This is a genomic window from Arthrobacter sp. MDT2-3, from assembly GCF_059090465.1.
In genome coordinates this window covers 265,211-287,736 of record NZ_JBNHFS010000006.1, presented here as the reverse complement: position 1 = coordinate 287,736, position 22,526 = coordinate 265,211, and the positions used below count along the sequence as shown (strand labels likewise).

Annotated in this window: 17 protein-coding genes; 4 read left to right on the top strand and 13 right to left on the bottom strand. The window is 58.1% G+C overall.

The genetic code is table 11. From position 1 onward, the window contains the following. Positions 1–1,679: 1,679 nt before the first annotated feature. Together AC5RUQ_RS17935 and AC5RUQ_RS17930 are read right to left on the bottom strand one after the other, a co-directional pair. Positions 1,680–3,038, bottom strand: a complete 1,359-nt coding sequence (locus tag AC5RUQ_RS17935) for an MFS transporter (protein ID WP_493948680.1) — start codon at positions 3,036–3,038, stop codon at positions 1,680–1,682. Positions 3,039–3,724: 686 nt separating this feature from the next. Next, positions 3,725–6,016 carry a molybdopterin-dependent oxidoreductase gene (locus AC5RUQ_RS17930; protein WP_493948679.1) on the bottom strand — a complete coding sequence of 764 codons (2,292 nt, stop codon included), beginning with the start codon at positions 6,014–6,016 and terminating at the stop codon, positions 3,725–3,727. A gap of 1,563 nt (positions 6,017–7,579) precedes the next feature. Between AC5RUQ_RS17930 and AC5RUQ_RS17925 the strand changes: the two genes are divergently transcribed. From AC5RUQ_RS17925 to AC5RUQ_RS17915, 3 genes are all read left to right on the top strand, one after another. Next, a complete protein-coding gene (locus AC5RUQ_RS17925) occupies positions 7,580–9,040 on the top strand; it encodes an APC family permease (RefSeq protein ID WP_493948678.1) in 1,461 nt (486 codons plus the stop codon). A 288-nt stretch (positions 9,041–9,328) separates the two neighbouring features. After that, the gene (locus AC5RUQ_RS17920; protein WP_493948677.1) at positions 9,329–9,622 is read left to right on the top strand and encodes a zinc-binding dehydrogenase; all 294 of its coding nucleotides are present in this window, start codon (positions 9,329–9,331) and stop codon (positions 9,620–9,622) included. Between the two features lie 322 nt (positions 9,623–9,944). Beyond that, positions 9,945–10,367 carry an MmcQ/YjbR family DNA-binding protein gene (locus AC5RUQ_RS17915; RefSeq protein ID WP_493948676.1) on the top strand — a complete coding sequence of 141 codons (423 nt, stop codon included), beginning with the start codon at positions 9,945–9,947 and terminating at the stop codon, positions 10,365–10,367. Positions 10,368–10,592: 225 nt separating this feature from the next. On the opposite strand, the gene AC5RUQ_RS17910 is transcribed toward AC5RUQ_RS17915, so the two are convergent. The 5 genes from AC5RUQ_RS17910 to AC5RUQ_RS17890 all read right to left on the bottom strand — a co-directional run bounded on the left by AC5RUQ_RS17910 (position 10,593) and on the right by AC5RUQ_RS17890 (position 14,248). Further along, entirely contained in the window at positions 10,593–10,844 is a 252-nt protein-coding gene (locus AC5RUQ_RS17910) for a hypothetical protein (RefSeq protein ID WP_493948675.1), read from the bottom strand. A gap of 14 nt (positions 10,845–10,858) precedes the next feature. Beyond that, complete coding sequence (locus AC5RUQ_RS17905; protein ID WP_307093712.1) at positions 10,859–11,221, bottom strand: cupin domain-containing protein; 363 nt, start codon at positions 11,219–11,221, stop codon at positions 10,859–10,861. Positions 11,222–11,284: 63 nt separating this feature from the next. Beyond that, positions 11,285–11,734, bottom strand: coding sequence for an acyl-CoA thioesterase (locus AC5RUQ_RS17900; protein WP_493948674.1), 450 nt, complete (start codon positions 11,732–11,734; stop codon positions 11,285–11,287). Then, positions 11,734–12,690 (bottom strand): nitrilase-related carbon-nitrogen hydrolase, encoded by a 957-nt coding sequence (locus AC5RUQ_RS17895; protein ID WP_493948673.1) that lies wholly within the window; start codon positions 12,688–12,690, stop codon positions 11,734–11,736. The genes AC5RUQ_RS17900 and AC5RUQ_RS17895 overlap by 1 nt, the downstream gene beginning before the upstream one ends. 355 nt (positions 12,691–13,045) lie before the next feature. Next, entirely contained in the window at positions 13,046–14,248 is a 1,203-nt protein-coding gene (locus AC5RUQ_RS17890; RefSeq protein WP_307093715.1) for an NAD(P)/FAD-dependent oxidoreductase, read from the bottom strand. 356 nt (positions 14,249–14,604) lie between these two features. Here AC5RUQ_RS17890 and AC5RUQ_RS17885 point away from each other — a divergent pair, with 356 nt between their 5' ends. Next, positions 14,605–16,278: a PucR family transcriptional regulator gene (locus tag AC5RUQ_RS17885; protein WP_493948672.1), complete on the top strand. Its 1,674-nt coding sequence runs from the start codon at positions 14,605–14,607 to the stop codon at positions 16,276–16,278. Between the two features lie 118 nt (positions 16,279–16,396). On the opposite strand, the gene AC5RUQ_RS17880 is transcribed toward AC5RUQ_RS17885, so the two are convergent. The 6 genes from AC5RUQ_RS17880 to AC5RUQ_RS17855 form a co-directional block, all read right to left on the bottom strand. Beyond that, complete coding sequence (locus AC5RUQ_RS17880) at positions 16,397–16,987, bottom strand: adenylate kinase (RefSeq protein ID WP_493948671.1); 591 nt, start codon at positions 16,985–16,987, stop codon at positions 16,397–16,399. Next, entirely contained in the window at positions 16,984–17,910 is a 927-nt protein-coding gene (locus tag AC5RUQ_RS17875) for a polysaccharide deacetylase family protein (protein WP_493948670.1), read from the bottom strand. Before AC5RUQ_RS17875 ends, AC5RUQ_RS17880 begins: the two co-directional genes overlap by 4 nt. Positions 17,911–17,970: 60 nt before the next feature. Further along, on the bottom strand, positions 17,971–18,456 hold the full coding sequence (locus tag AC5RUQ_RS17870; RefSeq protein WP_307093719.1) for a MaoC/PaaZ C-terminal domain-containing protein: 486 nt from the start codon (positions 18,454–18,456) through the stop codon (positions 17,971–17,973). 56 nt (positions 18,457–18,512) lie between these two features. Then, on the bottom strand, positions 18,513–19,739 hold the full coding sequence (locus AC5RUQ_RS17865; protein WP_307093720.1) for an NAD(P)/FAD-dependent oxidoreductase: 1,227 nt from the start codon (positions 19,737–19,739) through the stop codon (positions 18,513–18,515). 87 nt (positions 19,740–19,826) lie between these two features. Beyond that, entirely contained in the window at positions 19,827–21,368 is a 1,542-nt protein-coding gene (locus tag AC5RUQ_RS17860) for a class I adenylate-forming enzyme family protein (RefSeq protein ID WP_493948669.1), read from the bottom strand. A 110-nt stretch (positions 21,369–21,478) separates the two neighbouring features. Next, positions 21,479–22,525 carry an NAD(P)H-dependent flavin oxidoreductase gene (locus tag AC5RUQ_RS17855; RefSeq protein ID WP_307093722.1) on the bottom strand — a complete coding sequence of 349 codons (1,047 nt, stop codon included), beginning with the start codon at positions 22,523–22,525 and terminating at the stop codon, positions 21,479–21,481. Between the last annotated feature and the right edge of the window lies 1 nt (position 22,526).

Genomic DNA, 22,526 nt, shown 5'->3' with positions numbered 1-22,526 from the left:
CTACGAGGCCAGATCTCTAGATGACTCATAAGACCTCCGCAGGGCAGGTCACGTACCTAGTCAACGTCGCGCCTGTTCGGGGTTGTCGGATGTCCGTTAGACATCCAACGCAGCTTCCTTGACCAGGCAAACTTGAAGGGGTCTACGTTGCTCTGACCTGGCGATGCCGCAGGTGTCGTGAACAATCGGCGAGAGTGCGTCAGATGTAGCGACTCTGCGTCAAGTTAGATGGAAGTGGACAGAGATGATGCCAGGAACAGCCCTTTCTAAGGCACTTCCCCACCTGTTTTGAAAGGCCGATGTTGGATATTCCGTCAACCTGCCTCGACCGGGCAAACCCCTGTCTGATGACGCGGCCGGAACTGGTGGCGACTCTGATCCGTCCATGGCTGGGGTCAATTCAGGTTATCCACGGCTGGAAATTGGGAGCCGTTGGGGTAGCTCCTTGGCAGCACTAGCGGTGGATAACCTCTGAGAATTGTCCCCGGCTGTGGGCGGCGGACCAGACTTGGAACGTGGGTCGATCCCGGTTGTTCCGAAGACCAGGCAAGGGACGGTGTGTCAGCTTTGGATGTACCCCTACCGGACAACGCCATTTCTTAGGCCCATGGCGAGTGGCGGCCGAACAGGGTTATGAACCAAAGCGCCCCCGGTGGCCACCACCACCTGCTCAGGGTAATTCGGGTTCTCGATGTGAGGGGCGCTGAGATCGTCGTAACTGTGCCGCAACGTCCGTTCGAGGGTAGCGGCCCGCTACCCTGAGCACGAGGCCGCCAATCGGGTTGCTGCCAGCACAGCCAGGTCACCGATGACCTGATGGACCGCCTCGGCTCGAACTGACCTTGAATTGGCCCTTTCGCCCTGTTTCCGCCGCCGTGCAACGGCAAGCCTTGGGAGTCGAGTGTGGGCATCGCGTAACGGTTTCTCCTGCTGAGCCAAGGGATCATAGAAAACCACGTGGAGCCCACCGGTCGTACTGTCGTCTGATGGTTTCTTCGCCAATGCATTCATCCCTTCTTCCCCGCAAGAGCAGGCTTTCCTAAGGCTGTTCTCGTCACGAGCTGCGACCACTGGCAGTCGAGGCAGCAAGAGAATGGCCAGAAGGACTGGGGGAGGAGAGGAAATGGGTTGTAAAGGGGGAACTCCACTTCCGGTGAAAACTAAAGGATCCTCGGCCTACGCCCAGCTCGTTCCGCAAGACGGTTGTATGACAAGTCCCGATTTGGGCTCCTCAGATCTGCCGTGCCCTAACTGCCGATCACTTGTGCGGAGGTTTCCAGTTGGGTACTACTTCGCTACTGCTTTGTCCCTTGGCTACTCTGCGGTTTTGTTTTGTTGTGGCCAAGGCCACCCAGTTGCGAGAGTGGGTGGCCTTGGCGGCTTGATGCTCCTGGAGTGGGGGTTGCGGCGACCTCGACTCAGTTCCTGTCGATTTGAGGTCATTGCTACTGCAGATGCAGTCATTCTCAAATGTGTTCGCCGAGAGGTCAGCCGGCCCAATACCCCCAGAGCTAATCCTGATCGGTTAGATGCGCGTTCTACGCTCGGTGTCTGAAGGAGCAACTAGGGTGAGAGGCATTTCCGCGGGATCGAGGAGCTTGTTCGTGTCCTGGGTATCAACGAGGTGTTGAGCCTCTTCCTTTGTCTCCACATTGGGCATGGACCCATTCAGGGGTTTCCTACTTGTTTCCTTGAGGAAAAAGACGGAAATTAGTCCCAGAACGGCAGCAGCCATGAGGTAGTAGGCAGGCACCATCTTGTTCCCGGTAACTCCGATAAGCGCCGCAACAACCAGTGGAGCTGCCGCCAAAGGCAGCATTTCCCACATTGTATGCGAGCCCAAGAGCGCTGGAACGCGAGGGGGTCGGGAACTGCTCGGGCAGCGAAGAAGCGTAGCTCGACGAAAAGAGAGTTGCGCAGATCATAATGAAAAGTGTCCCGAGCTGTGCGCCCCAGACCTGTCCGGATCCCATCATCATGAACGCCGGAATCGGAAGCACGACGCCGAGGATGGCTCCGGTGTACAAGATACGCTTCCTGCCTATCTTGTCCGAGAGCGAGGCAAAGAACTGGGTTGCAAAGGCGGCGAGGACGAACAGGGGAAAGATCACGAGGGTGCCGAGAGCTCCTTGGAACCCGAGCGTCTGGTTCAGATACGTGGGAGTGAAGGAGGTCATGGTGTAGGCAATGACGTTGCCGGCGGCTGCGACGCCCATTACGGGCAGAATGAAGCGCCCGTGGGTCCGAATAACCTGCAAGATACCCGGGTTTTTTGCCAACTCACCGGTTTTCCGGGATTCCTCAGCCCGCTCTTTCAAGACGGCACTGAAGGTGGGTGACTCTTCGATCCGATAGCGGAAATACAGAGCTATGACGGCCAGCGGCCCAGCGATGAGAAACGGAATGCGCCAGCCGAAGGACTGCATCGCGTCTTGGCTTAAGCTCAGCTGTAGAACGGCTACCAAACCGGCTCCAAAGGCGAACCCGAGGTAACTGGAGCCCATGAATCCAACATAGAAACCTCGTCGCCTATCCGGGGCATATTCGCTCAGGAAAGTCGCACCACCGGTGTATTCTCCGCTGGCCGAGAACCCTTGCAGCAGTTTCAGGAACACGAGAAGCGCAGGGGCCCATAGACCGATGACGGCGTAGCCCGGGAGCAGTCCGGTAGCAAACGTGGCGACGGACATCAGGAGAAGCGTGAACGTGAGGACCTTCCGTCGCCCGATCCTGTCTCCCAGCCATCCGAAGAATACGCCCCCCAAAGGTCGGGCAACGAACGTTACTGCGAATGTGCCATATAGGTACAGGGCCTGGACTGTTGGGTCGGCCTGCGGCAGGAAGACAGGGCCCATTATAGTTATGAGGTAGGCAAATACTCCGAACTCATACCATTCGATAATGTTTCCGACGACGGTTCCGGCGACAGCGCGCCTCAGGGCGGCCTTGTTGACAATGCGGATATCGCTTACTTTCAGACGCCGTTTGCCAAGATGGGCGCCGGTGGCACTCCCAAATCTTTGGTCTCCAGTGGACATTGGTATCCTTCGTTGATTCACTGATGGTCGCAATGGACTGCATCTAAGGCCTAACGGCCGAGGTCTTGCATCGCTAGGGATACTCAAACAGTTATATCCAAAGTGATCCATAAGACTTTTGCCAGCGGAACGCCTGCAAACTTGTATAGCCCCCAATCCTGGCAATGGCGCCAAGTGGGTCTCATCTTTGTAGCTCCGATTGTGCCCCGCTCCCGCTGTGGCTGCCGGGGAGGTAGCCGCGTGCCAATTTGGCGGGGGCGCCAGATAGCGAAGTGACTTCGGATAGAACGAGAAGAGGGGTAGTGCTTGAAGATCTGACGCCTGCTGCCCGGTTCATGTATTCCGCGAACTTCTGATGTTTGGTCTGCTATCGACGAAATCCGAAACCATACCTTCAATGCACAGAGCGATGACTAAAAATTGATTGCTCTATGTCCCAAAGCACTAGCTCGCAGTGCGTCGCTCGTCAGCCTCGACCCGCAGCCCATGGACGGTGTCGGTGACGGTGGAAAAGTGAGCCATTGTGACTGCAAGTCTTGCCCTATTCGGACTCTTCCGCTGCTGAACCCTGAACCGCACGGACAGGTCCGCAGGTCCTGTGCGAGAGTATCTAGATCACTGGCGGCCGAGCGCGTTGTGTTGCTAAGGCGGGCAGGAGCGGTGTTGCCTCCTGCCTGATGAAGATGCTATTCCTCTCGGATCAGTACGGGTGGAGCCGTCACCGTGAGATCGGGGATTTCACCCGACCAGGCTTCGACCTCGACGAGCGCGTGCTGTGCCGTCGTGGCCTGTGAAAGGCTTGAGGATGGCCTGTCTGCTGTTAGCACGTTGGGGTTCCCGTGCCGGCAGAAGGAAGGGTCATCCGGTGCAGGGTCGTACCAGGCCCCGGCGGAAAGCTGAACGACGCCACGTCGTAGGGAAGGGCTGATTGCCAAGCCGGCCAAGCAACTACCGCGGTCATTCCGCACCAGGACAACCTGTCCGTCTTCAAGGCTACGCGCGGCGGCATCATCAGGGTTCATTCGAATTGGTTCTCGTCCCTGGATTTTGGATTTCTGACTGGTGGCGCCGATATCGAGTTGGCTGTGAAGTTTTGTCTTTGGCTGGTTAGCGATTAGGTGCAAGTGGTAAGGGCCGGGCGAACCGAGCCATTCGTCAGGTTCGATCCACACGGGGTGGCCTGGGCAATCGGCATAACCGAAGCTGGCTATAGTCGAGGAAAAAATTTCGATTTTGCCGCTAGGCGTGGCGAGCGGGTGCATCCCAGGATCGTTCCGGAAGTCGGAGAACAAAACCTGGCGAGGCTCAATAATCGGGATTTCAATCTTTTCTGTTTCCCAAAAGGTGTCGAAATCGACGACATCGACGCCCCGTTCACCAAGCCTGTTTCTCCACGCTTCATACAAGTAGCGGAGCCACCCCATCGTGTCCCGGTTCTCGGTGAACGTTTCACCCCGTCCGAGCTTGTCCGCTATGGCGGCGAAAATGTCGTAGTCGTCCCGTGCGCTGCCGGGAGGTGCGGTTAGAGCACGCATCGGGAAGAATGAGGGGTCGTTACGCCCGGCTCCATAATCATTCCGCTCAAATGACATCGTTGCTGGAAGCACGATGTCAGCATGCCTTGCCGTGCTGGTCCAGAACTGTTCATTCACGATGACAGTTCCTGGTTGAGACCAGGCCTTCCGGAATCTTGCCAAATCCTGATGATGATGGAACGGGTTACCGCCGGCCCAGTAGATCAACTCGATCTTGGGCAAGGTGATTCGCTGGCCGTTGAAGTCGATCTGGGTGCCTGGTTCGAGCAGCATGTCAGATATTCGTGCCACCGGAATAAACGACGTCTCGGGGTTGCGGCCCTGAGGGAATGAGGGCGCGCTGGAAACTCGCAAGGGCAGTCCTACATCTGCGGAAGAACCATAACCGTGCTGGAAACCTCCGCCAGGCAGTCCTATCTGACCAAGCATCGCGGCGAGCGTGACCCCAAGCCAGATCGGTTGCTCGCCGTGCTGCTGCCGCTGCATGGACCAACTGAGATTAATCATGGTCCGAGAGGCAGCCATGTCGCGCGCCAATTGGACAATTCGAGCCGCAGGGATGGTCGTGAGCTCCTCGGCCCACCGTGGATCTTTTGGAATGCCGTCAACCTCACCCCGAAGGTACGGCAGGAACCTGTCCAGACCAACACAGTACCGAGAAAGGAAATTCCGATCAGCAAGGTTTTCAGAATCCAGCACGTACGCGAGGGCCAGCATCAGGGCCGCGTCGCTACCGGGCAGCGGCGCAATCCACTCTGCCTCGGCTTCTTTATACGTATCATCCGCGATGGGCGTCACATCAATGAATCGACACCCTCGGGCCACTGCCCTCCGGATCGCGTCTCTGGCGACATGACGCCCAATTCCGCCAGGGCCAATTCCGCTGTTCTTCTCGGAAAGTCCACCGAAGGCGATGAAAAGTTCCGTTTTTTCGCTTACAACTTCCCACGAGGTTGCACGGGCCATGACCTGATCGGGGGTGGCTCCGATGATGTGTGGCAGAAGCACCCCGGAGGCGCCATAGCTGTAGTCCGTTACGCCGGCGACATATCCTCCCAATGAGTTGAGGAATCGGTGGATCTGACTTTGCGCATGATGAAATCGGCCAGCGCTGGCCCAACCGTATGAACATCCGTAGACAGCCGAGGGGCCTTTTTCGGAGTAGACGCGTCCCAGTTCTGCGCTGACCAGCTCAATGGCACGGTCCCATGAAACCTCTACAAAGGGTTCATTCCCCCGGCCGGAACCGGTTCCCGGCCCATGTTCCAACCACCCGGCACGAACTGCCGGGCGCAATACACGGGTCGGATGGTGTTGTGCAGAAGCTACGTTGTCCAGAAGGTTGCGCGGGTCTGGATCCTGCGACCAGGGCCTAACTGACCGCAAAGCCTTTCCATCGCTCTCGGCTTCGAAGACTCCCCAGTGGGTCAAATGCGTGCGCATGCTTCCGTTTCCTTGGGTGCTGTCCTAGTGACTGCCGCTGATTGGCTGTTGCCCCAGCCCGTCCGTGCCAGGAACGCTGATCAAGCGGTTCAGGAGATTTGCACCCACATTAGGTAACGGCCCTTGGTGCGAGAATTGGAGAAGGGCCGACACTGCCATGCTGTGGTCGTAGGAACTCCAAGAACTGTCATTGGATTCCCCGAAGGGGTGGAGGTTGTTCACCTTGCGAGTGTGTGTGGATGGAACGGGGTGCGGGACGGCTGTTAGACATTGCACCGGGGTGGTAGTCCGTCGTTGGTGTACTGACCATGCTGACCGGGTCAGTTTATGGCATTCTTGGCGGTGGGGGTTCCTTGCGGCAGCGGAAATCCATCAGGCAAGTCGCTGATGTACCTGATCCGATTGGCTCTTCGCCGAAGACGCGGTGCCTAGGTTGGCACGGCCGGTATGGCTTGTCCTGTAACCGCCTAACTCGCAGTTCCTGACAGAAGGCGAGGACAGATACCCAGCGTCTTTAGGAATTCCGGCTGGGACATCAGCGGCAGGAGGGTTATTCATGCCGGCGGTAGAAAAACACAAATCGAAAAGCCGGAGAGGCTAATGCTGGTCAGGCACGCCGTGGTGACCATGCCCAAGACACTGGGGCCTTGTACCACTGTCGACCAGGTCCGATCCGAGTTTGAGGACGACCACATTCACATGGCATTGGTCGTCGATGCAGAGCAACGCCTCGTCACAACAATCGAACGCTCGGACGTCCCGCTAACTGTCGATGGAGCTACTCCCGCAAGCACGTGCGGTACGCTCATCGGCCGGACTACCACGCCAGATTCCCTTCTTAGTGCGGCAACATCCGTATTGCAGTTGACGGGGCGGCGCCGGCTGGCCGTCACCGATGATCGGAATCATCTCGTAGGACTGCTATGCCTAAAAGGAACTGGCAACGGCTACTGTTCCGACGAGGGTGTGCTCGCCAGGGCAGAAGAACGTTCAAAAGTCTCCTCGCGGTCGTGCTAGTTGCTGCGGATTGCACCGGACACTTAGGACGATTGGAAAGTATCCGAGGCGGAAATGGCAGAGCCGCGCATGTTCCAGTAGGCCATCGATACTCCAAAGCTGTTGATGCTGTCGGGTGTCGGTCGAGCTGAGCATTCCGCGCAAGTCGTTGCTGGCCAGTTTGAGCGAGCACGCGTTGAGCCAATTGGCAGTACCCGGGGGCACCGTCGCGTCTTGACGCATTCTGTGCTCTCTCACTTGCAACGTGACGTGCGGTACTTCTGCCCCTTGATTCGAATGGCTGTGACGCGGCCAACATGTCTAAGGGCTCTTCGTGAGATGGCCAATACCGTAGGGGCTGCTGTGAGGGCACCATGGTTATGCAGCTCAATTCGGGCGTCGGAAGGCTGCAGCAGCCGCGCCTGGAGAGCCAGATCCAGACACTCAGGCGCCCTAGCGTTTCGGGGCTTCGCTGCTGGCAGATTTGCGAGTCTCACTGTGGCCCTGGAACCGCCTTGTAACGTCACTGGCCATTGTTACAACCAGCTTTTCATTTAGAAGGGAACGATGATGGAAACCACGATTCCGACAGTGACAGAGCGACCACCTCAGTCGCAGCCCCACCTCAAGGGCAATATGGGCTTTTTCCAGCTGATTTTCAGCGTGATGGCCTATAACGCCCCAATGGTGGTCGTGGTCGGTGTCATCCCCATCATGGTGATGGAGGGCGCCGGGCTGGGAACACCCCTGTCATTCATCGGAGCCGGGCTCATCCTTGCGTTGTTCTCTGTAGGTTTCACGAGGATGGCGAGAGTCCTCCCCAATCCTGGCGGTTTTTACGCCCTCATTACCGCCGGTCTTGGACGTGCGGTCGGCCTAGGGTCGGGGTTCGTCGCGCTGCTTGCCTACTTCGGTGTGTATGCCGGTACGTTCTCCTTCGGCGGTATCGTCCTAGGCGAACTCGTGACCAACACCCTGAACGGACCGGAATTGCCTTGGTACGTTTGGGGAGCGGCCTTCTGGCTGGCTTCGGCGGTTCTCGGTTATCTCAAGGTTGAACTGTCGGCGAAAGTGTTGGCACTGTTCCTTTTCGCCGAGATTCTCATCATCGTCGCTTACGATCTGCTTGTCTTTGTCAACGGAGGCGCCGACGGCTCCGGCATCTCCCTTGAACCCCTCAGCCCCGCACATTGGTTCGACGGCAACTTCAGCTTGGGACTTCTGCTTGCTATCGGCATGTACGGCGGGTTTGAAGTCACTGTTCTGTTTCGTGAAGAAGTGCGCAATCCCGTCCGTATCATCCCGCGCGCCACATTCGCGGTCATTGCCATTGCGATGACGATTTACGCCTTGTCATCACTGATGTTCGCGAACTCGCTCGGCATCGACAAAGTGGTCGGGCTAGCTCAGGCAGATCCCACCGGTGCGATGAACACCAGCATTGAGACTTACGGCGGCGCATTGCTGTTTGAGCTGGCGACTGTCATGGTCATCACGAGCACGTTCGCGGTGATCCTGGCTGCGCATAACATCACTGCGCGCTACGTCTTCAATCTCAGCGCAGACAAGATCCTGCCAAAACGGATGTCCTCAGTACACAAGCGCCATGGGTCCCCCCATGTAGCTTCTGTTGCGACAAGCGGCGCTGCCCTAGTCCTGAACGCGGTAATCGTTTTGCTTGGAGTGGACCCTCTCGGCTTTTACACCGCAGTGCTTGGGATGACCAGCATGATCGCGCTGCTGATAATCTTCATCTGCAATGTTGCCGTCTTCCTATACATGCGTCGCAACGGCGGTCAACTGGCTTCCACCTGGGCGACGGTAGTCTGCCCGGTCCTCGCGGCCGTAGGTCTCGGAAGCGCGCTAGTGCTGGCAGCAATAAACTTCCCGATGTTGGTAGGAGGCTCCAACGAGGTCGCCGCGGCACTCCTGACGGTAATTTTTGGGCTATTCGTCCTCGGTGTTACAGCAGCCCTGGTGTACCGCAGCCGGAAACCCCACATCTATAGCTGCATTGGACGGCAGTAATGCACTGAGTAATACGAACATACGCAGGGCCTTAAGACAAAGATAGTCCTGGCTAACGAGCCGGCGTGCTTCTTCTTGGGGTCCCGCCGGGAGGCCGAGCCCCCTTCCGTGTTGCCGAAACTCTTGCGGCCTCTGAGGAATGAACCCCTTGCAGGCGGGGACTAATACCTAAGCCTTGGAAAACGACCATATTTTCGGAAGAAACATCAGGGAGTTTCCTGATCCCGGCCGCGCTTCTACTGGAAATGATTACAAGGATAGTTAGTTGCGGATGTCGTTGGGGGTGACATGTTTGGTGTTCTCACGAGCTTGCTGCGAGCAGGGCTGGCAGATACACCACCGCGGTGCCACCGCCGGTCCTATAACCCGCATCGACCTCCGCGACCTTATCTACAAGGACCTCGAAATGTACGGCATCACGAACCCCACCCTTCCACGTTTGCGCGCCTGGTGGAGCTCGTTCAGAGCGGACAACTGAAGCCGCTGCTTGAGGAAACCTTCGCGCTTCAGGACCTAGCCCAAGCACAGGCGCGGCTGCTCAAGCGACGCACGTCGGCAAGACCGTCGTCACGCCTTAGCTGAACTTTTCAAATGCAATCGCGGCCGGCCGAAGGCACTTCGGCCGGCCGCAAGGAGGCTCCGGCTACGTCGGTGGCCCGGAACCAACGGCGGTACGCGCCAGGGAATACGTGACGGCACAGGCGGCGACGGCGACTTGGCTCATGGGGGCGGCCATAGCCGTCCGAAAACCCGGGCGGGATGAAGTAGGCATAGTTCTGCGGCTATGTGTTCGACTGGATCCGTTTGTTCCTCGGGTTGCGACGCCGGAGCTGAGAATCCCGAATCCTTGTTCGAGAATCCGAGAAGGGTGCCCACCCATTAGATACTGGATGAAGAGGAAATTTTGGACGGCGAGAACTTGCAGGAACGCGCCGCTGCCCGGACCCAAGACCTGCCGGGAGCGGAACTGACACACCCCTTCGGGGATGACTGGGACGTGTATAAGGTGCGCGGGAAGGTCTTCATGCTTCAGACCGCAGTCCTGGGGCAACCGATCATCATCCTCAAAGCCACACCTTCTGACGGGCTGGCCTTGCGGACGGCTTACGAGGACATCACTCCGGGATACCACATGAACAAAAAGCACTGGATCACTCTGCACCTGGATGGCGACCTCGACCCGCTTTTCGTCGACGACCTCGTCACCGAGTCCTATTTGCTGGTCGTGGAAAACCTGCCGAAGAACCAGCGGCCGGTCGACCCCGAAGTATTCGGGCAGCACGCATGTTCCTGTGCGGCCGCTGGTCAGGACAGGCGAAGGATGTAACCAGCATCGTCTCCTCCTACTAACCGGCCGCCACCAGGACTTGGTCAATCAGACGATGGCCGAATACTTTTGGCACTGGCACTGGCCCTATACGTGGACGGCTGGGCGCTTGAATTTGTCTTGGAATCGCAGCGCTGCGTCAAAAAACGGCCGATGCTGCCCCCTGCGCAGATACTGCCCCTAAAGTAGGCAGAATCCTAAATGACCGTGCACAGCTCACGCTACCTAAGAAGGCTCGGGCAGTGCAGTGAAGAGGGCGTAACCGTCGTCGATATGAAACAGGCGCCTTTCCCCCGTCGACGAGATGATCCAGAGGATATGCCCATCCTCCGTCAAAGCGTCGATGCTACCGGTGATGCGATGGATGCCCTTCTCGAGGGTCACGGCCTGTCCCGGTTCGAGGCTTCCCCACGACGTACCTTTTATCGCGCTTTTTGTCCCACCTTTGGGCAGGGCTTCAGGGGTTGGGCCTTTCATGATCCCACCACAGCCTAGGCGCCCGCATTGCGCCAGTTAACCGGCGTAATGGACAAGAGGAGACGGGTTCCTGGGACGGCTCCGTACCGGACGGTGGTTCCTTTGGGAAGAACGATTAGCTCGTCGCGGTCGCCGATCAAAGACTCCTCGTTTTCACCATCGATGACGAGAAGGCGGGCCTGCCCTTCAATCACGTAAATGGTTTCTTCGTACTGTACGGTCCAAGGGTCGCTGAACCCTGTCCCGTCGAAGGTCATGAAGTAGGTGCCCAGCTGCGTCAGCTGGGAAGCGGCTGTTCTGTGCTCGATTTTCGCAGGGCCGAAGTCTTTGACGTTGTTCGGGTCGAATGCTGGTTTGTAGCTCAAAGTTACCGACACAAGGGTCTCCTAGGTGTTGAGTTGGCGGTGGGTCATGGCAAGACGCTCTCCGTGGTGGAGAGACTAGGCGTGCTGGCTTTGGGGCAGGAACCCGGCGCGACCTTGCTGCGGATGGCCCTTCAAGGCAGCACCTAGCGCCAGGGCAACGGCTTCCGGCAGTGGCCGGGATCTCGCTTTCGCGGGGTCGACGTTGACATAGGTGAGTTCGACATCTGCCAGCTCGGTGTCGTCACGGCTAATCCGAACGTTCAGGACGAAGCTCGAGGTTCCGACCTTGTGGCAGTCGACATCAATGTCGAGGGTTTCGTCGAAATAGGCCGGGGCCTTGAATGTGAGGACTGCGTTGACTACGGAGGGATCAGTGCCTTCGGCTACGAGCTTGGGATAGGGCCAGCCGATGCTGCGGAAGAATTCGGTCATCGCTACGTCAGCAACTTCAAGGTAGCGACTGTTGAACAGAAACCCCTGCGAATCAACTTCATGGTTTCTGACACGGTGCTGGTAAAGAGGCATTACGCTCCCATTTCCGCCTGAAGCTTCGCGTAGAGATCCAATCTGCGGAGTGCGAGACCGGGAGCTTCTGGATTCGCCCTGGAGGCGAGCAGTAAGTCGTGATCGAGGTCAACAATCAGCACTTGTTCTTCAGTGGATTCCGTCGTTGCCAGGATCCCGTCGTTGATGCCCACGGTCCTGTCCACCGGTCCGGATACTAGTGCTTTTCCTACGGCGTACATTGGCGAATCAGTCGGAAGTCCGCTGGTACCGAAAAGGGGGGACATTACGACGTACAGCTGGTTTTCTATGGCCCGTGCCTGGCATCCGGTGCGAACCCGGTGCACCCCTCGACGGTTCCAGGTAAGGGAGGGGCATAGGATCAGATCCACTCCTTTATGCACGAGGTACCGTGTCAGTTCGGGGAATTGGATATCGGCGCAGATCAAGAGTCCCACCGTGAAGGGTCCGATTTTTGTTACGAGCAGTTCGTCGCCCCCTCTGGCGCCCAGGGAATGCTCTTGGGGCGTCAGGTGAATTTTGTCTTGGGATTCGACTCGCCCATCAGGGTGTGCGATGAACGCGGTGTTCCTCAGGGATCCGTCCTCTGCGACGCGGTTATGGCTTCCGCCGACAACGACAACGTTGTTCTCCCTGGCCATCCTGACTGTGCCGGCAACGATGTCCTCCGTGAATTGCGGCAGGGAGTGCCAATAGTCGGAGGTGATGGAGGCAGTCGTGACCTCGTGATCATCAATTGCAGCAAGAAGTCCGGTGCTTGCAAGCTCAGGGAAGAGCACAAGTTCGGCACCTTGTTCCGCGGCGCGCTTCACAAGTGTCTCCATGTGCTGCAAGTACTCGTGGAGGCTGTTCTCCTGTCGAAGTTCGAACTGAATGGTGGCTACCTTCAATGACGCCGTGGTCATAAGAAACTCCTGTCTAGAATCGGCCGCGTGGACGGCGATTCTTCTCCTCACTTACGTTCCTGCCGGTCACGCGGATGATGGCAATTGATGTTGCAGATGAACGATCGAGGTCGAGCGTGGTTGGTGAAACCGTTCCCGGAATGGCCGGGCCGACTTGTGACTCTGACGGTACTGGAGCCCCAGGGGGGTGAACATTGGGAGGATTCTCAAAAGTCTGGCCGGACATTGGTTCCCTTGCCAACGCTGGACCCCTGCCACGGCGGGCATGGGACGGCTGAGGGGTAACTAAGTCAGCTCGGAGGGAGCTTTCCTGGAAAGTGCTACATAAGAGGGCTAATGAGAGCGATGCCGTGTAGCCGTGCCGCCACGGAGGACTCTCCTGGCGGCTGACGTATGAAGGAGGGGGCTAGGAGTCGGTCCCAGCGGGTAGCGCCGGCCTGTTCATCTTCAAAGCTTTGGCGAAGCTGCTCGCTTCACCGGCGATGACCTCAGCCATTACCTGACCGCAAATAGGACCGCTGGCGATACCCCAAGCGTGTCCGACGTTGATATATGCGCCATCAGCACGATCAACGATTGGCAGGTGGTCGGAGGTCTCACTTCCCAATCCGGCCCAGAGGCCGGTAACGCCGTAATCGGCGAGCCCTTGATACCTGTCCAACGTTGTCGAAACCATTGCGTTTGTGGCGTTAATGCTGATGTGGGGGTTGAGGGAGCCGCGACCGTCAAAGCTGTTGCCAATAAATATTGAACCGCCGCGATTTTGGGCGATTGAGTCGTCATAGTTGACGGACAAAGTGCTTGGGGGAGCAAAAATTGCAGGATCGTAAGTGGCAAGGTCCGTAAGTGCCCCACAGCCGTAGACGCCCCGGGGACCGTGCATTATCGCGTTTGACTGTGCGTCTACGGGCTGCGTCAGCATTTGGCCCACCCGGGCAGTATCGATGGGAACGTCGATGCCCTCTGCCCGGAGGTTCGTAGACCAGGCGCCTGTTGCCCATACCACACCCGGAGCGTGGATTTCACCCCTGACCGTGCGTACACCTGTAACGGTCTCTCCGTGGCGCAAAGTAGAAAGCACAGATGTATTTTCAAATGTCCGGATGCCGGCCCGAACGCAGGCAGCGGCCAGGGAGTTAACGAACTGAACGCCGTCGATCTGCACGTCGTCTGCGCAGAACACAGCGCCCACGGCACTGTCTGGAAGGATGGACGAGTGTTTCAGCGCCTCATCCCGGCTGATCATGCTTATGTCCAGACCGGCCTCCCGCCGGTTAAGGACATAGTCCTCCAAAACTTTGCCCTGTTCGTCGGTCTCAAAGAAGAAAAGCCCACCCTGATTGCGATAGTCGAATACGTCACCGAGCTCGCCAAGAAACTCCTGGTATTTCTCTTTGCCCGCCTTGGCGAGTGCCAACTCAGTGCCTGTACGCCGAGTTTGCAGCCACAAGGAACCAGGGTTTCTCCCTGACGCGCCGTATGTAGGAAACCGCTGTTCAACAACGACCACATCGAAGCCCCTTTTGCGCAGCTCCCAGGCCGTGCAAAGGCCTACGATTCCTGCTCCTACGACCACAATGTCGCCGGCCGCGAGGGTGTCAGCGCCCATAGCACGTTTCCTTCCTGCTGGGAGTGCTTCTGTAAAGCCCTACCCTTAGTCTTCCAGATCACCCGGGCGGAAAGCACGATCGGACTACTTAATGCCGGGACCATGCCCCATTGCCTGGTTAACAGCCCTTCAACGAGCCAGGCCTCTGGCTTTGATTGTCCATGTACTTCAAATGAGTGGTCTGCAGGTGACGTTAGAAGGCCTTAGACGGGACAGTAATTGGTACTCCTCCAAAGGGTCGCAAATGGAGTTAGAATTCCTACAATGGTTCGGTGGTGTTCCTCGTTTAGTCTGGGGCGAAAGCGACGGCGGGAGGGCGTCCGACCGTTCCGGTTCTGTTCCAAGAGAGTTCCCTTATGAACCATGATTCGATTTCCGTTCCGTTGGGAACGGTACTGGCGGATTTGGGTGCGGCTGCCACGTTGCTGGCCGGCGAAGACTCCCAACTGTCCAGGCAGGTCAGGGGCGCTACGGTCTTCTTAAAGCCAGAAGATCTCCCGGATGACACGGACATCGTCATAGTCTGTCCTCGTCTGGAAACCTATGCTGATCTAAAGGGGTTTCTAGCTCAACTTGGTGGAGCAGGCCGGGTGCTCTTTGTATCCTCCACGGTGGCAGCCACCGTGGACGAGGTGCAAGCCGTTGCCAGCGGTCACCTTGTTGTCGCCGTTGACGCCAGCTTAAACGTTGCCGACATAATTGTTTCCATTTCACGGTCGATGCAGGTACCGGAGGAATCAGTATCAAGAAGACTGTCCTCCTTGCAGCGGGCACTAAGCCAGGCCATGACTGAACCCGATCCAATACCAGCGCTCCTGAACCGCCTTGCGCATGTATGCAACGCCACAGCAGTACTGGTGGACAGGTCCGGTCTTACGGTACAAGCGACAGGCCCCGTACCCATGTCCCTGCTATTCGGAGAGATCGCCCGTACCGAAGCCGATTCGCAGAAGGTGGACATTGACGGGTGGCGGGGCGTGGCGGCGAGAATTTCCGCTCCGATCCAAGATGAATCACATTTCGGTTGGCTGCTCGTTACGACTCGGCGCCCAAATTTTCCTGACGCCTACTCAACGTCGGCAGCTCATGTTGCAGCGACACTGGTGGAGGCCAGTCAACGGATGGCAGTGGCAGCCAGGCAGCAGGAGCGTGCTATACGGACAGCAGTGCTGGAGGAGGCCCTTGCCTTACGCCGGGAGCCGCACAATCCAGAACTGGCCGGCCGAATCTCCGCCTTTGGACTGTCCTTCGCCGAAGAGTTGCGCACCATTGTCTTCCGTCCGATTCGTTCTTCCGTTGCGTCCCGGCCTCTGCCCCCCATCGACGAGCTTTCCGAACTTTTGGGCATGGCGCTGGAGTCGCAGTCAGTTTCGTATCTTATGACCGCGAGGGACAAGACGGTCACCATAACTGCGCAATGCAGCATTCAGACTCTGCGCAGGATCGTCATAGCCGAAGGCAACAAACTCCCGAACGCGCATATTGGCATCGGCCGCAAAGTGCACGCGCTTGGGGACATCTTGGACTCCTATCAAGACGCACAGCTCGCCGTTAGAACGCTTCGCAGGAACTCCCGCGGTCCGAAAATCATGGCCTATGAGGATTTCAGCTACGCCACGCGGCTATTTGCGGATGTTGGCTTTGACAAAATGATCACCTGGGCTCAGGAGTTTCTCAAGCCACTTGAAGGACGGGAGCTTCTTGTTGAGGGCCTTCAGACTTACTTTGAGCATGCGCAGAATATCAATGCGGCGGCGGACGCCCTCGAAATCCACCACAACTCGCTGCGATACCGCTTAGCAAAAGCTGAAGAGATTCTTGAAATCAACTTGAGGGAGCCGGGAGCCGTTTCTTCGGTCTTCCTGGCACTAACAGCTTTGGAGCTCGGGCGGCTCCAACAGCCACGGCCCAAGTCATCGGGCGAGACGGCGGGGAACCGTAAGCCGTCCGACGTCGAAGCAACGGATGTGCTGCCCTACGCTAGGCCTCCGGCGCAAAGAGGCGGGGTTGTACAGGCCCCTGGCCGATAAGAGACCTGTGGTTCGCGTGAAATGCGAGTAGGGTCGGTCTTCCTGGAAGACCGACCCTACTTGTTGCCAGACTACAACGCGAGAGCCGAACGCCTCCTTGGCGCTACGCCGCGACCCGTTAGAGCGTCAAGGACGCTCCCAATTTCACATCCAGAGCGGTTGAAACCCTCTGGGCAACGTGGGAGACAGTGCCGATTCCTTCGACCTTGGTAAGGAGGCCACGTTCGCTGTACAGGGCTGTCACGGAGGTTGTTTGCTCGAAATAGAGGGCCATTCTTTCCCGTATGACCTCGGCTGTGTCATCTGTACGGTTTTCGCTGACAGCGCGCCTGAGCAGCCGCTCGACCAATTCGTCCATGTCAACGACGAGTTGAAGTACTACATCAAGTTTGTGACCCATGCCAGTTAGCGCCTCGTCGAGAAAGCCGACCTGAGCTGCCGTGCGAGGATACCCGTCCAGCAAGAAACCGTCCTGCGCGTCAGGCTGATTCAGACGATCACGCACCATTTCGTTCGTGATCGTATCGGGGACGAATTTGCCTGCGTTCATGTAAGACTCTGCGGCCCGGCCGAGCGGAGACTTGCTCTTCACGTTCTGCCGGAAGATATCTCCAGTCGAGATGGCGACGATTCCGTGCTTTTCGGTGATGTGCCTGGCCTGAGTACCTTTTCCAGCGCCAGGGGGGCCTATCAGAAGCATCCTGATCATGGGGTTGTCCTTTCAAGATAAATGGGGGCATGACGTGCACGTTCAGTGACCGGGACGGCAGCGGCGGTAGCCAGGCCGCTGTCGTCGTCACGCCAGCAGTCGAAGAGCTCGGAGAGAGTGGGAAACCACACATCGTCGAAGGAAGATACATGGTCGAGGAATTTCTCAAGCATGAGGAGGTTGTGCGCTCTTCCGATCGTCTGCGGGTGCAGAGTCCAGGTCATTGCGCCGCCCTGGCACCGTTCATAGGCGAAGTTGAAACTGTCGATCCAACGCGCGAGCACCGCCTCGTTGCTTTGCATGAGGGGGCTGCCCTTAAAGGACTCCAGTTCGGGGAAGTCATCAAGAAACCAGGAAACTGGAAACTCCAGGAGCTTGCTCTCAGGGCCGAACGTGTTGCCCTTCTCCAGGCTGATATCGACGACCATACGGGGTCGATATGGCTCAAAGTCGCGACCCATCAGGGATGAATCCCAATCAAAGCCAAACTCTTCCAAGAGTTCAAGGGTGTTGTCGGTGACGTCTAGCGCGGGAGAGCGGTAGCCTCGCGGACGTTTCCCAATAAACTCTTCGTGTTGCCTGATCTGTAGTTCCAGCAGGCGCCGCTCCTCGTCCCGTTCCAATTTGGGCACATACTCGTGATAAACGCCGTGAGCCCCTATTTCATGGCCCGACTCGACGATCGCTTTCACGGAGCGGGGGAACGTTTGCATTGTGTGTGTAGGCACACACCACGTCGTTGTTATTCCGTAGCGTTGAAACACCTCTAGAAGCCGCGGTGCGCCAACGACGGCGCCGAACTCACCCCGTGACAGCTGAGTCTGAGAGGTCGAGCGAAACGTCCCCAGCCAGACACTTTGAGCATCAAAATCCGGGCTGAGCGAAACGGCAAGCCGTTTGCCTTCAGGTAGTTGGAGAGGCACAACAATCAGCTTTCTTTAGGCCAAATTCGGAGGTGGTCAACGATTGAGGAGCCGTGCCCCTTATCCTGGCCGGCGTGACAGGAGGACGACCCAGTCGCCTTCCTGGCAAACAACCCCGTTCTGGTTCAGAATCTGAACACGGGTCGTAACAATGCCCCGGTCCGGCTTGCTGCTGGATGGCCTGATGCCAATCACTTCTTCGCGAACTGTGATGGTGTCACCGATTCGTATCGGGGCGCACATTTTCCAGTTGTCGATGCCCAAGAATGCTATGGCCGACCCGTTCTTCCATCCCAAAGCCATTTCAAGCCCGAATGCAAGGGACAGGGCGCCAGGGCCGTGGAAAAGCCTGGTCCCGAATTCAGTCGTTTTCGCATACTCTTCATTCGTGTGCAACGGGTGCATGTCCCCCGACCATGTGCCGAAAGTGACGACGTCGAATTCGGTGACGGTACGGCCGGCGGAGATCCATTCTTGGCCGAGCTCAAGGTCGTCAAGATACCGGACAGCGGAAGAGCTGGTCGTGCCCAGGAGGTTGGTAGTCAAAGCGTGCTCCAGTTCTCAAGTATTCGTTAGATGCTGTAGATGGTGAACCAGCTGGCTCAGTACCTGATGACCCCGTCAACGGGGGCGGCGAGGGACGGCCGGTAGAGAGACAACTCGTCGAGGGACAAGCTGGTCTGCTCGCCCGAAATTAGCTCGGCCACCAGACGTCCCGTGATCGGCCCGGCGAGATTGCCGTAGACATGGCCTGTGGCGAGGACCAGCCCGGGAAGTTCCTCTACTTCATCAACGATTGGCAGGGAATCGGCCGTGGCAGGCACCAGGCCGGCCCACGCGCTCTCGATGCCGAGAGCCCTGTAGTTGGGAAAAGTGCGGAGCAAGGAGTCGATCGCAAGCTTCAGCCCGGCGGCGGGCATCCTGTCATCGAGCTGGTCAGGGTAATCCATGGGGCACCCTATGAACAGATTGCCGTTTTCCGTTTTGGCCACACACTCCATGTGTTCCAGGGCGTGCGTCTGGTCCTCGGAAGGCGAGGTGAAGTATTCATCCCGATAGCTGGGAAGGTTGCGGATGTGGGCGTACTGCTTGGCCGCCAGCGGTCCGTTGAGAATCTTGTCGAGTTTCTCTTCGACGGGCGCGAGCATTACAGCTCCAAGCCTGTGTGCCTTTATGGGTACGCTAATGCCTTCCGCTTCAAGCATTGTTGACCAGATGCCCGTCGCCCACACCACTTTGTCCGCGGAGACATCGCCCCCAACTGTCCTGACACCTACGACCTTCGAACCACGTCGCAGCGGGCCAAGGACCGGTGTGTTCTCGTGGATGCGAACACCGAGTCTGCGGCATTCCTGGGCCAGGGCGCGGACGAACTTGGGCGTTCGAATTTGGCCGTCCTCCGGGCTGAAGGTGGCTCCTATGACGTCGGGCGGCAAGATCGGCGCGGCTTCGTGAGCAGCCTGGTCGTCAAGCAGCTCCGCTTTGAATCCGTCGGCAATGCGGGCTTCAACGAATTCCTTGTAGACGCGGCGCTGGTCGTCCGTATAAAAGAACGTCATGGCGCCGTTGCTTCTGTACTCGAAGGTCGGCCCGAGGATATCTGCAAAGTCGTCATAAAGAGCTCTGCCGGCGCGTGTCAGCTCCACTGCGTAGTCGCCGTGGCGATTTTGCATATGCAGGAATCCCAGGTTGCGCCCAGAGGCTCCGTGGCCAAGTTCGCGCTGTTCGAGGAGTACAACGTCATGGCCTTTTGTCGCGAGGAAGTACGCCGTTGTTACGCCAACTATCCCGCCGCCTACGACCACAACTCCGGCCTTGTCGAGGTTCATTTTCTTCCTGTCCTAACTCTTCTGGTCTGGCAGCATTGCCGCAGGAGCGCTGCCGCATAAATCTTGGTGGCGGGTGTAGTTACGCCGTTATGAGCTGCTTTGACGTGCTTCTGCCGACAGGAGCGCTGCCACGTCCCGTCGGCTGACTTTTCCGGTCGTCAAGTTCACTGGAAGTGCATCGACGGTGATGAATTGGCTGGGAACCTTATACGACGAGAGACGGGCGGCAGTGAACGTTTTAAGCTCGTCGTGGTCAAGGGGTAACGCCCCGTGGGGGACAATGGCCGCCACGACGCGCTGGCCGTAGATGTCGTCCGGGATGCCCACGACGGCAGCTTCAGCAACAGATGGGTGTTGCTGAAGGACCCGCTCGACTTCTGCCGGAGAGATATTTGTGCCGCCGCGGATGATGACGTCGGATAGGCGGCCAACAACGTAAACGAAGCCGTTTTCGTCTACCCTTACGAGGTCTTTGGTGCGATACCAGCCGTCTTCGGTCATGACGGCGCGCGTTTGTTCCTCGTCTCGCCAATATCCAAGCATCAGACCAGGGCCTGTAGAGTACGCCTCCCCAGTCTCACCTGCCGGGACTTCCTGTCCCTGGGCGTCGAGAACCTTCAGTTTCGAGCGGGGCACCAGCTTGCCGGCGGATCCCGGTTTGGGTGTCGGGTTGGCGACCGGGTCGTACGTCACCAGCGGTAGGCATTCGGATGCGCAGTACGCGTCCAGGACGGGCAGCCCGGTTTGTGCCTGCCAACGACTGAAGGCGGCTTCATTTCTGGGCTCTCCACCTGATATGCAGAGCCGAAGTGAAGGAAAGGCGGGATGGCCGGTGTTGTTTTGCTCTGCGTATTGCGCCAGTTTCCCGAACGTTGCAGTGACGCCTGCCAGGAACGTGGCTGAGTGCTTCTCGATGGCTGGCGCTATCATGTCCGGACGGGCCCTGCGGACCACCACGACAGTCCCGCCGCGTAGCAGGACGGCCAATGAGGTGCTGGCCAGCCCGTAGAGCCAGGCCATTGGTAGACAGATGATGGCCGTGTCTTCTGGGCTGAGGTGCCAAACCTCGCCGTAGGTATCCGCGCAGTTGTAAATGGCTGTTGCGGAAAGCATGATTGCCTTCGGCCGGCTTGTGGTGCCGGACGAGAAGCAGATCATGGCGAGCGGTTCGCGGAGACCCTCCGGGTTGGGCGACGCGTCATGCCGCACCTCGGTAACCCGGAAGTCAGCAATATCGACAATGGGCGCGTTACGTGCCGCGGTAGTAATCGATGCACCATCAACGCCTTCAGAGGTGACGATCAGCGCAGGGTCACTCGTATCAATGGCATATTCCAGGTCGCCGGGCCCGGAGGAAGGGTAGACGGTGACCAGGACGCCGCCGCTTCGCCATACAGCCAAAGCGGTTGCCAGGTAGTCGGCCGAGCTCTCAGCTACGAGGGCCACTCGGTAACCGGGTTTGAGTCCGGCTTTGAGCAGTATCCCGGCGCGCCGCTCGATTGACGCCTGCAGGTCCCCGTAGGTGATAGTGGTATCGCCGTCGATGATGGCCGCGTGGTCGGGGTTTCGACCCGCGACCTTCTCGAGTGCTGAAACACAGCCCATTTGCTCGGTTGACGAGTTATTCATATCCGCTCCACATTGATTTTGAGGTTGGAACACGCTGTAGGCCAGCTAACCTGCCGCAGGGCATCAACAACGTTGGGCTAGTGGGGCCTTGAACCGGCGTGCGGTTAGTTTCAGACCGCAAGCCCTTTGAGGATCTTCTCCGCCTCCGAGCCCATGTTCTCCACGATCTGGCCGGCCGGAAGAATCTCATGAACCAACTGCATTGTCTGTCCGACCGGCATCATCCCGAAGTCCATGTCACCGTCCTGATACCCGGTCTCGACACGGGTGCCTGCGACTGCGTATTGGCCAGGGAACCCTGCCGGCTTCTTCTCGGTCGATTCCCATTCCGAGGTCCATTTGTTCTCGAAAGCGCGCATGCGCTTACCGCTGTACGAGTAAGTAATGGTGCTGTCCTTGAAAGTACCTTCGACCACACGGTTCTTGAAGTTTTCATGGCCGTAAGCCTCGGGGCTGGCAATAAATCGGGTTCCGACCCAAACACCTGCCGCACCCAAAGCGAGAGAGGCCGCCAGCCCTCGTCCGTCGGCGATGCCTCCGGCAGCCAGAACCGGCTGATCTACAACATCTGCGACGGCTGGGACGAGGGTCATGGTTGATGCGTAGCCAGTGTGGCCCCCGGCCTCGGTGCCCTGGGCGACGATGAAGTCAACACCGGCGGCGCTGGCTTCCTTTGCCTTGCCCACGGAACCGACAAGTGAGAAGACAGTTATCCCGCGGTCCTTGCATTCCTTGATGAACCAGTCGGGAGTGGCGAAGGTCAGGACAATGGCAGCGGGTGCCGCGTCCAGGACGATCTGGACTTGGTCTGCTACGGCGCCAGGGGTCAAAAGAGCTTCCACGCCCGCCAGTTTTTCCTGGTCAGCTCCGGACAGTGATCCCCACAGCTCGCGCACCGGCGCCCACTGTGCTTCATCCTCAGTGGTAAGTGAATCGGGGAGTAACAGATTAATCGCGTAGGGTTTGTCGGTGCCAGCTTGGATCTTCTTGATTTCGGCCCGGAGGTTATCAGGCATGAAGCTGACACCACCGAGGCATCCCATGCCGCCGGCGTTGCTAACGGCGGTGACAAGCTCGGCTTGTGCCACCCTGGCCATGCCTGCGGAGCAGATGGGGTACTGGAGACCGAGGGCCTCGGTCAATGCTGTCCTGATCACT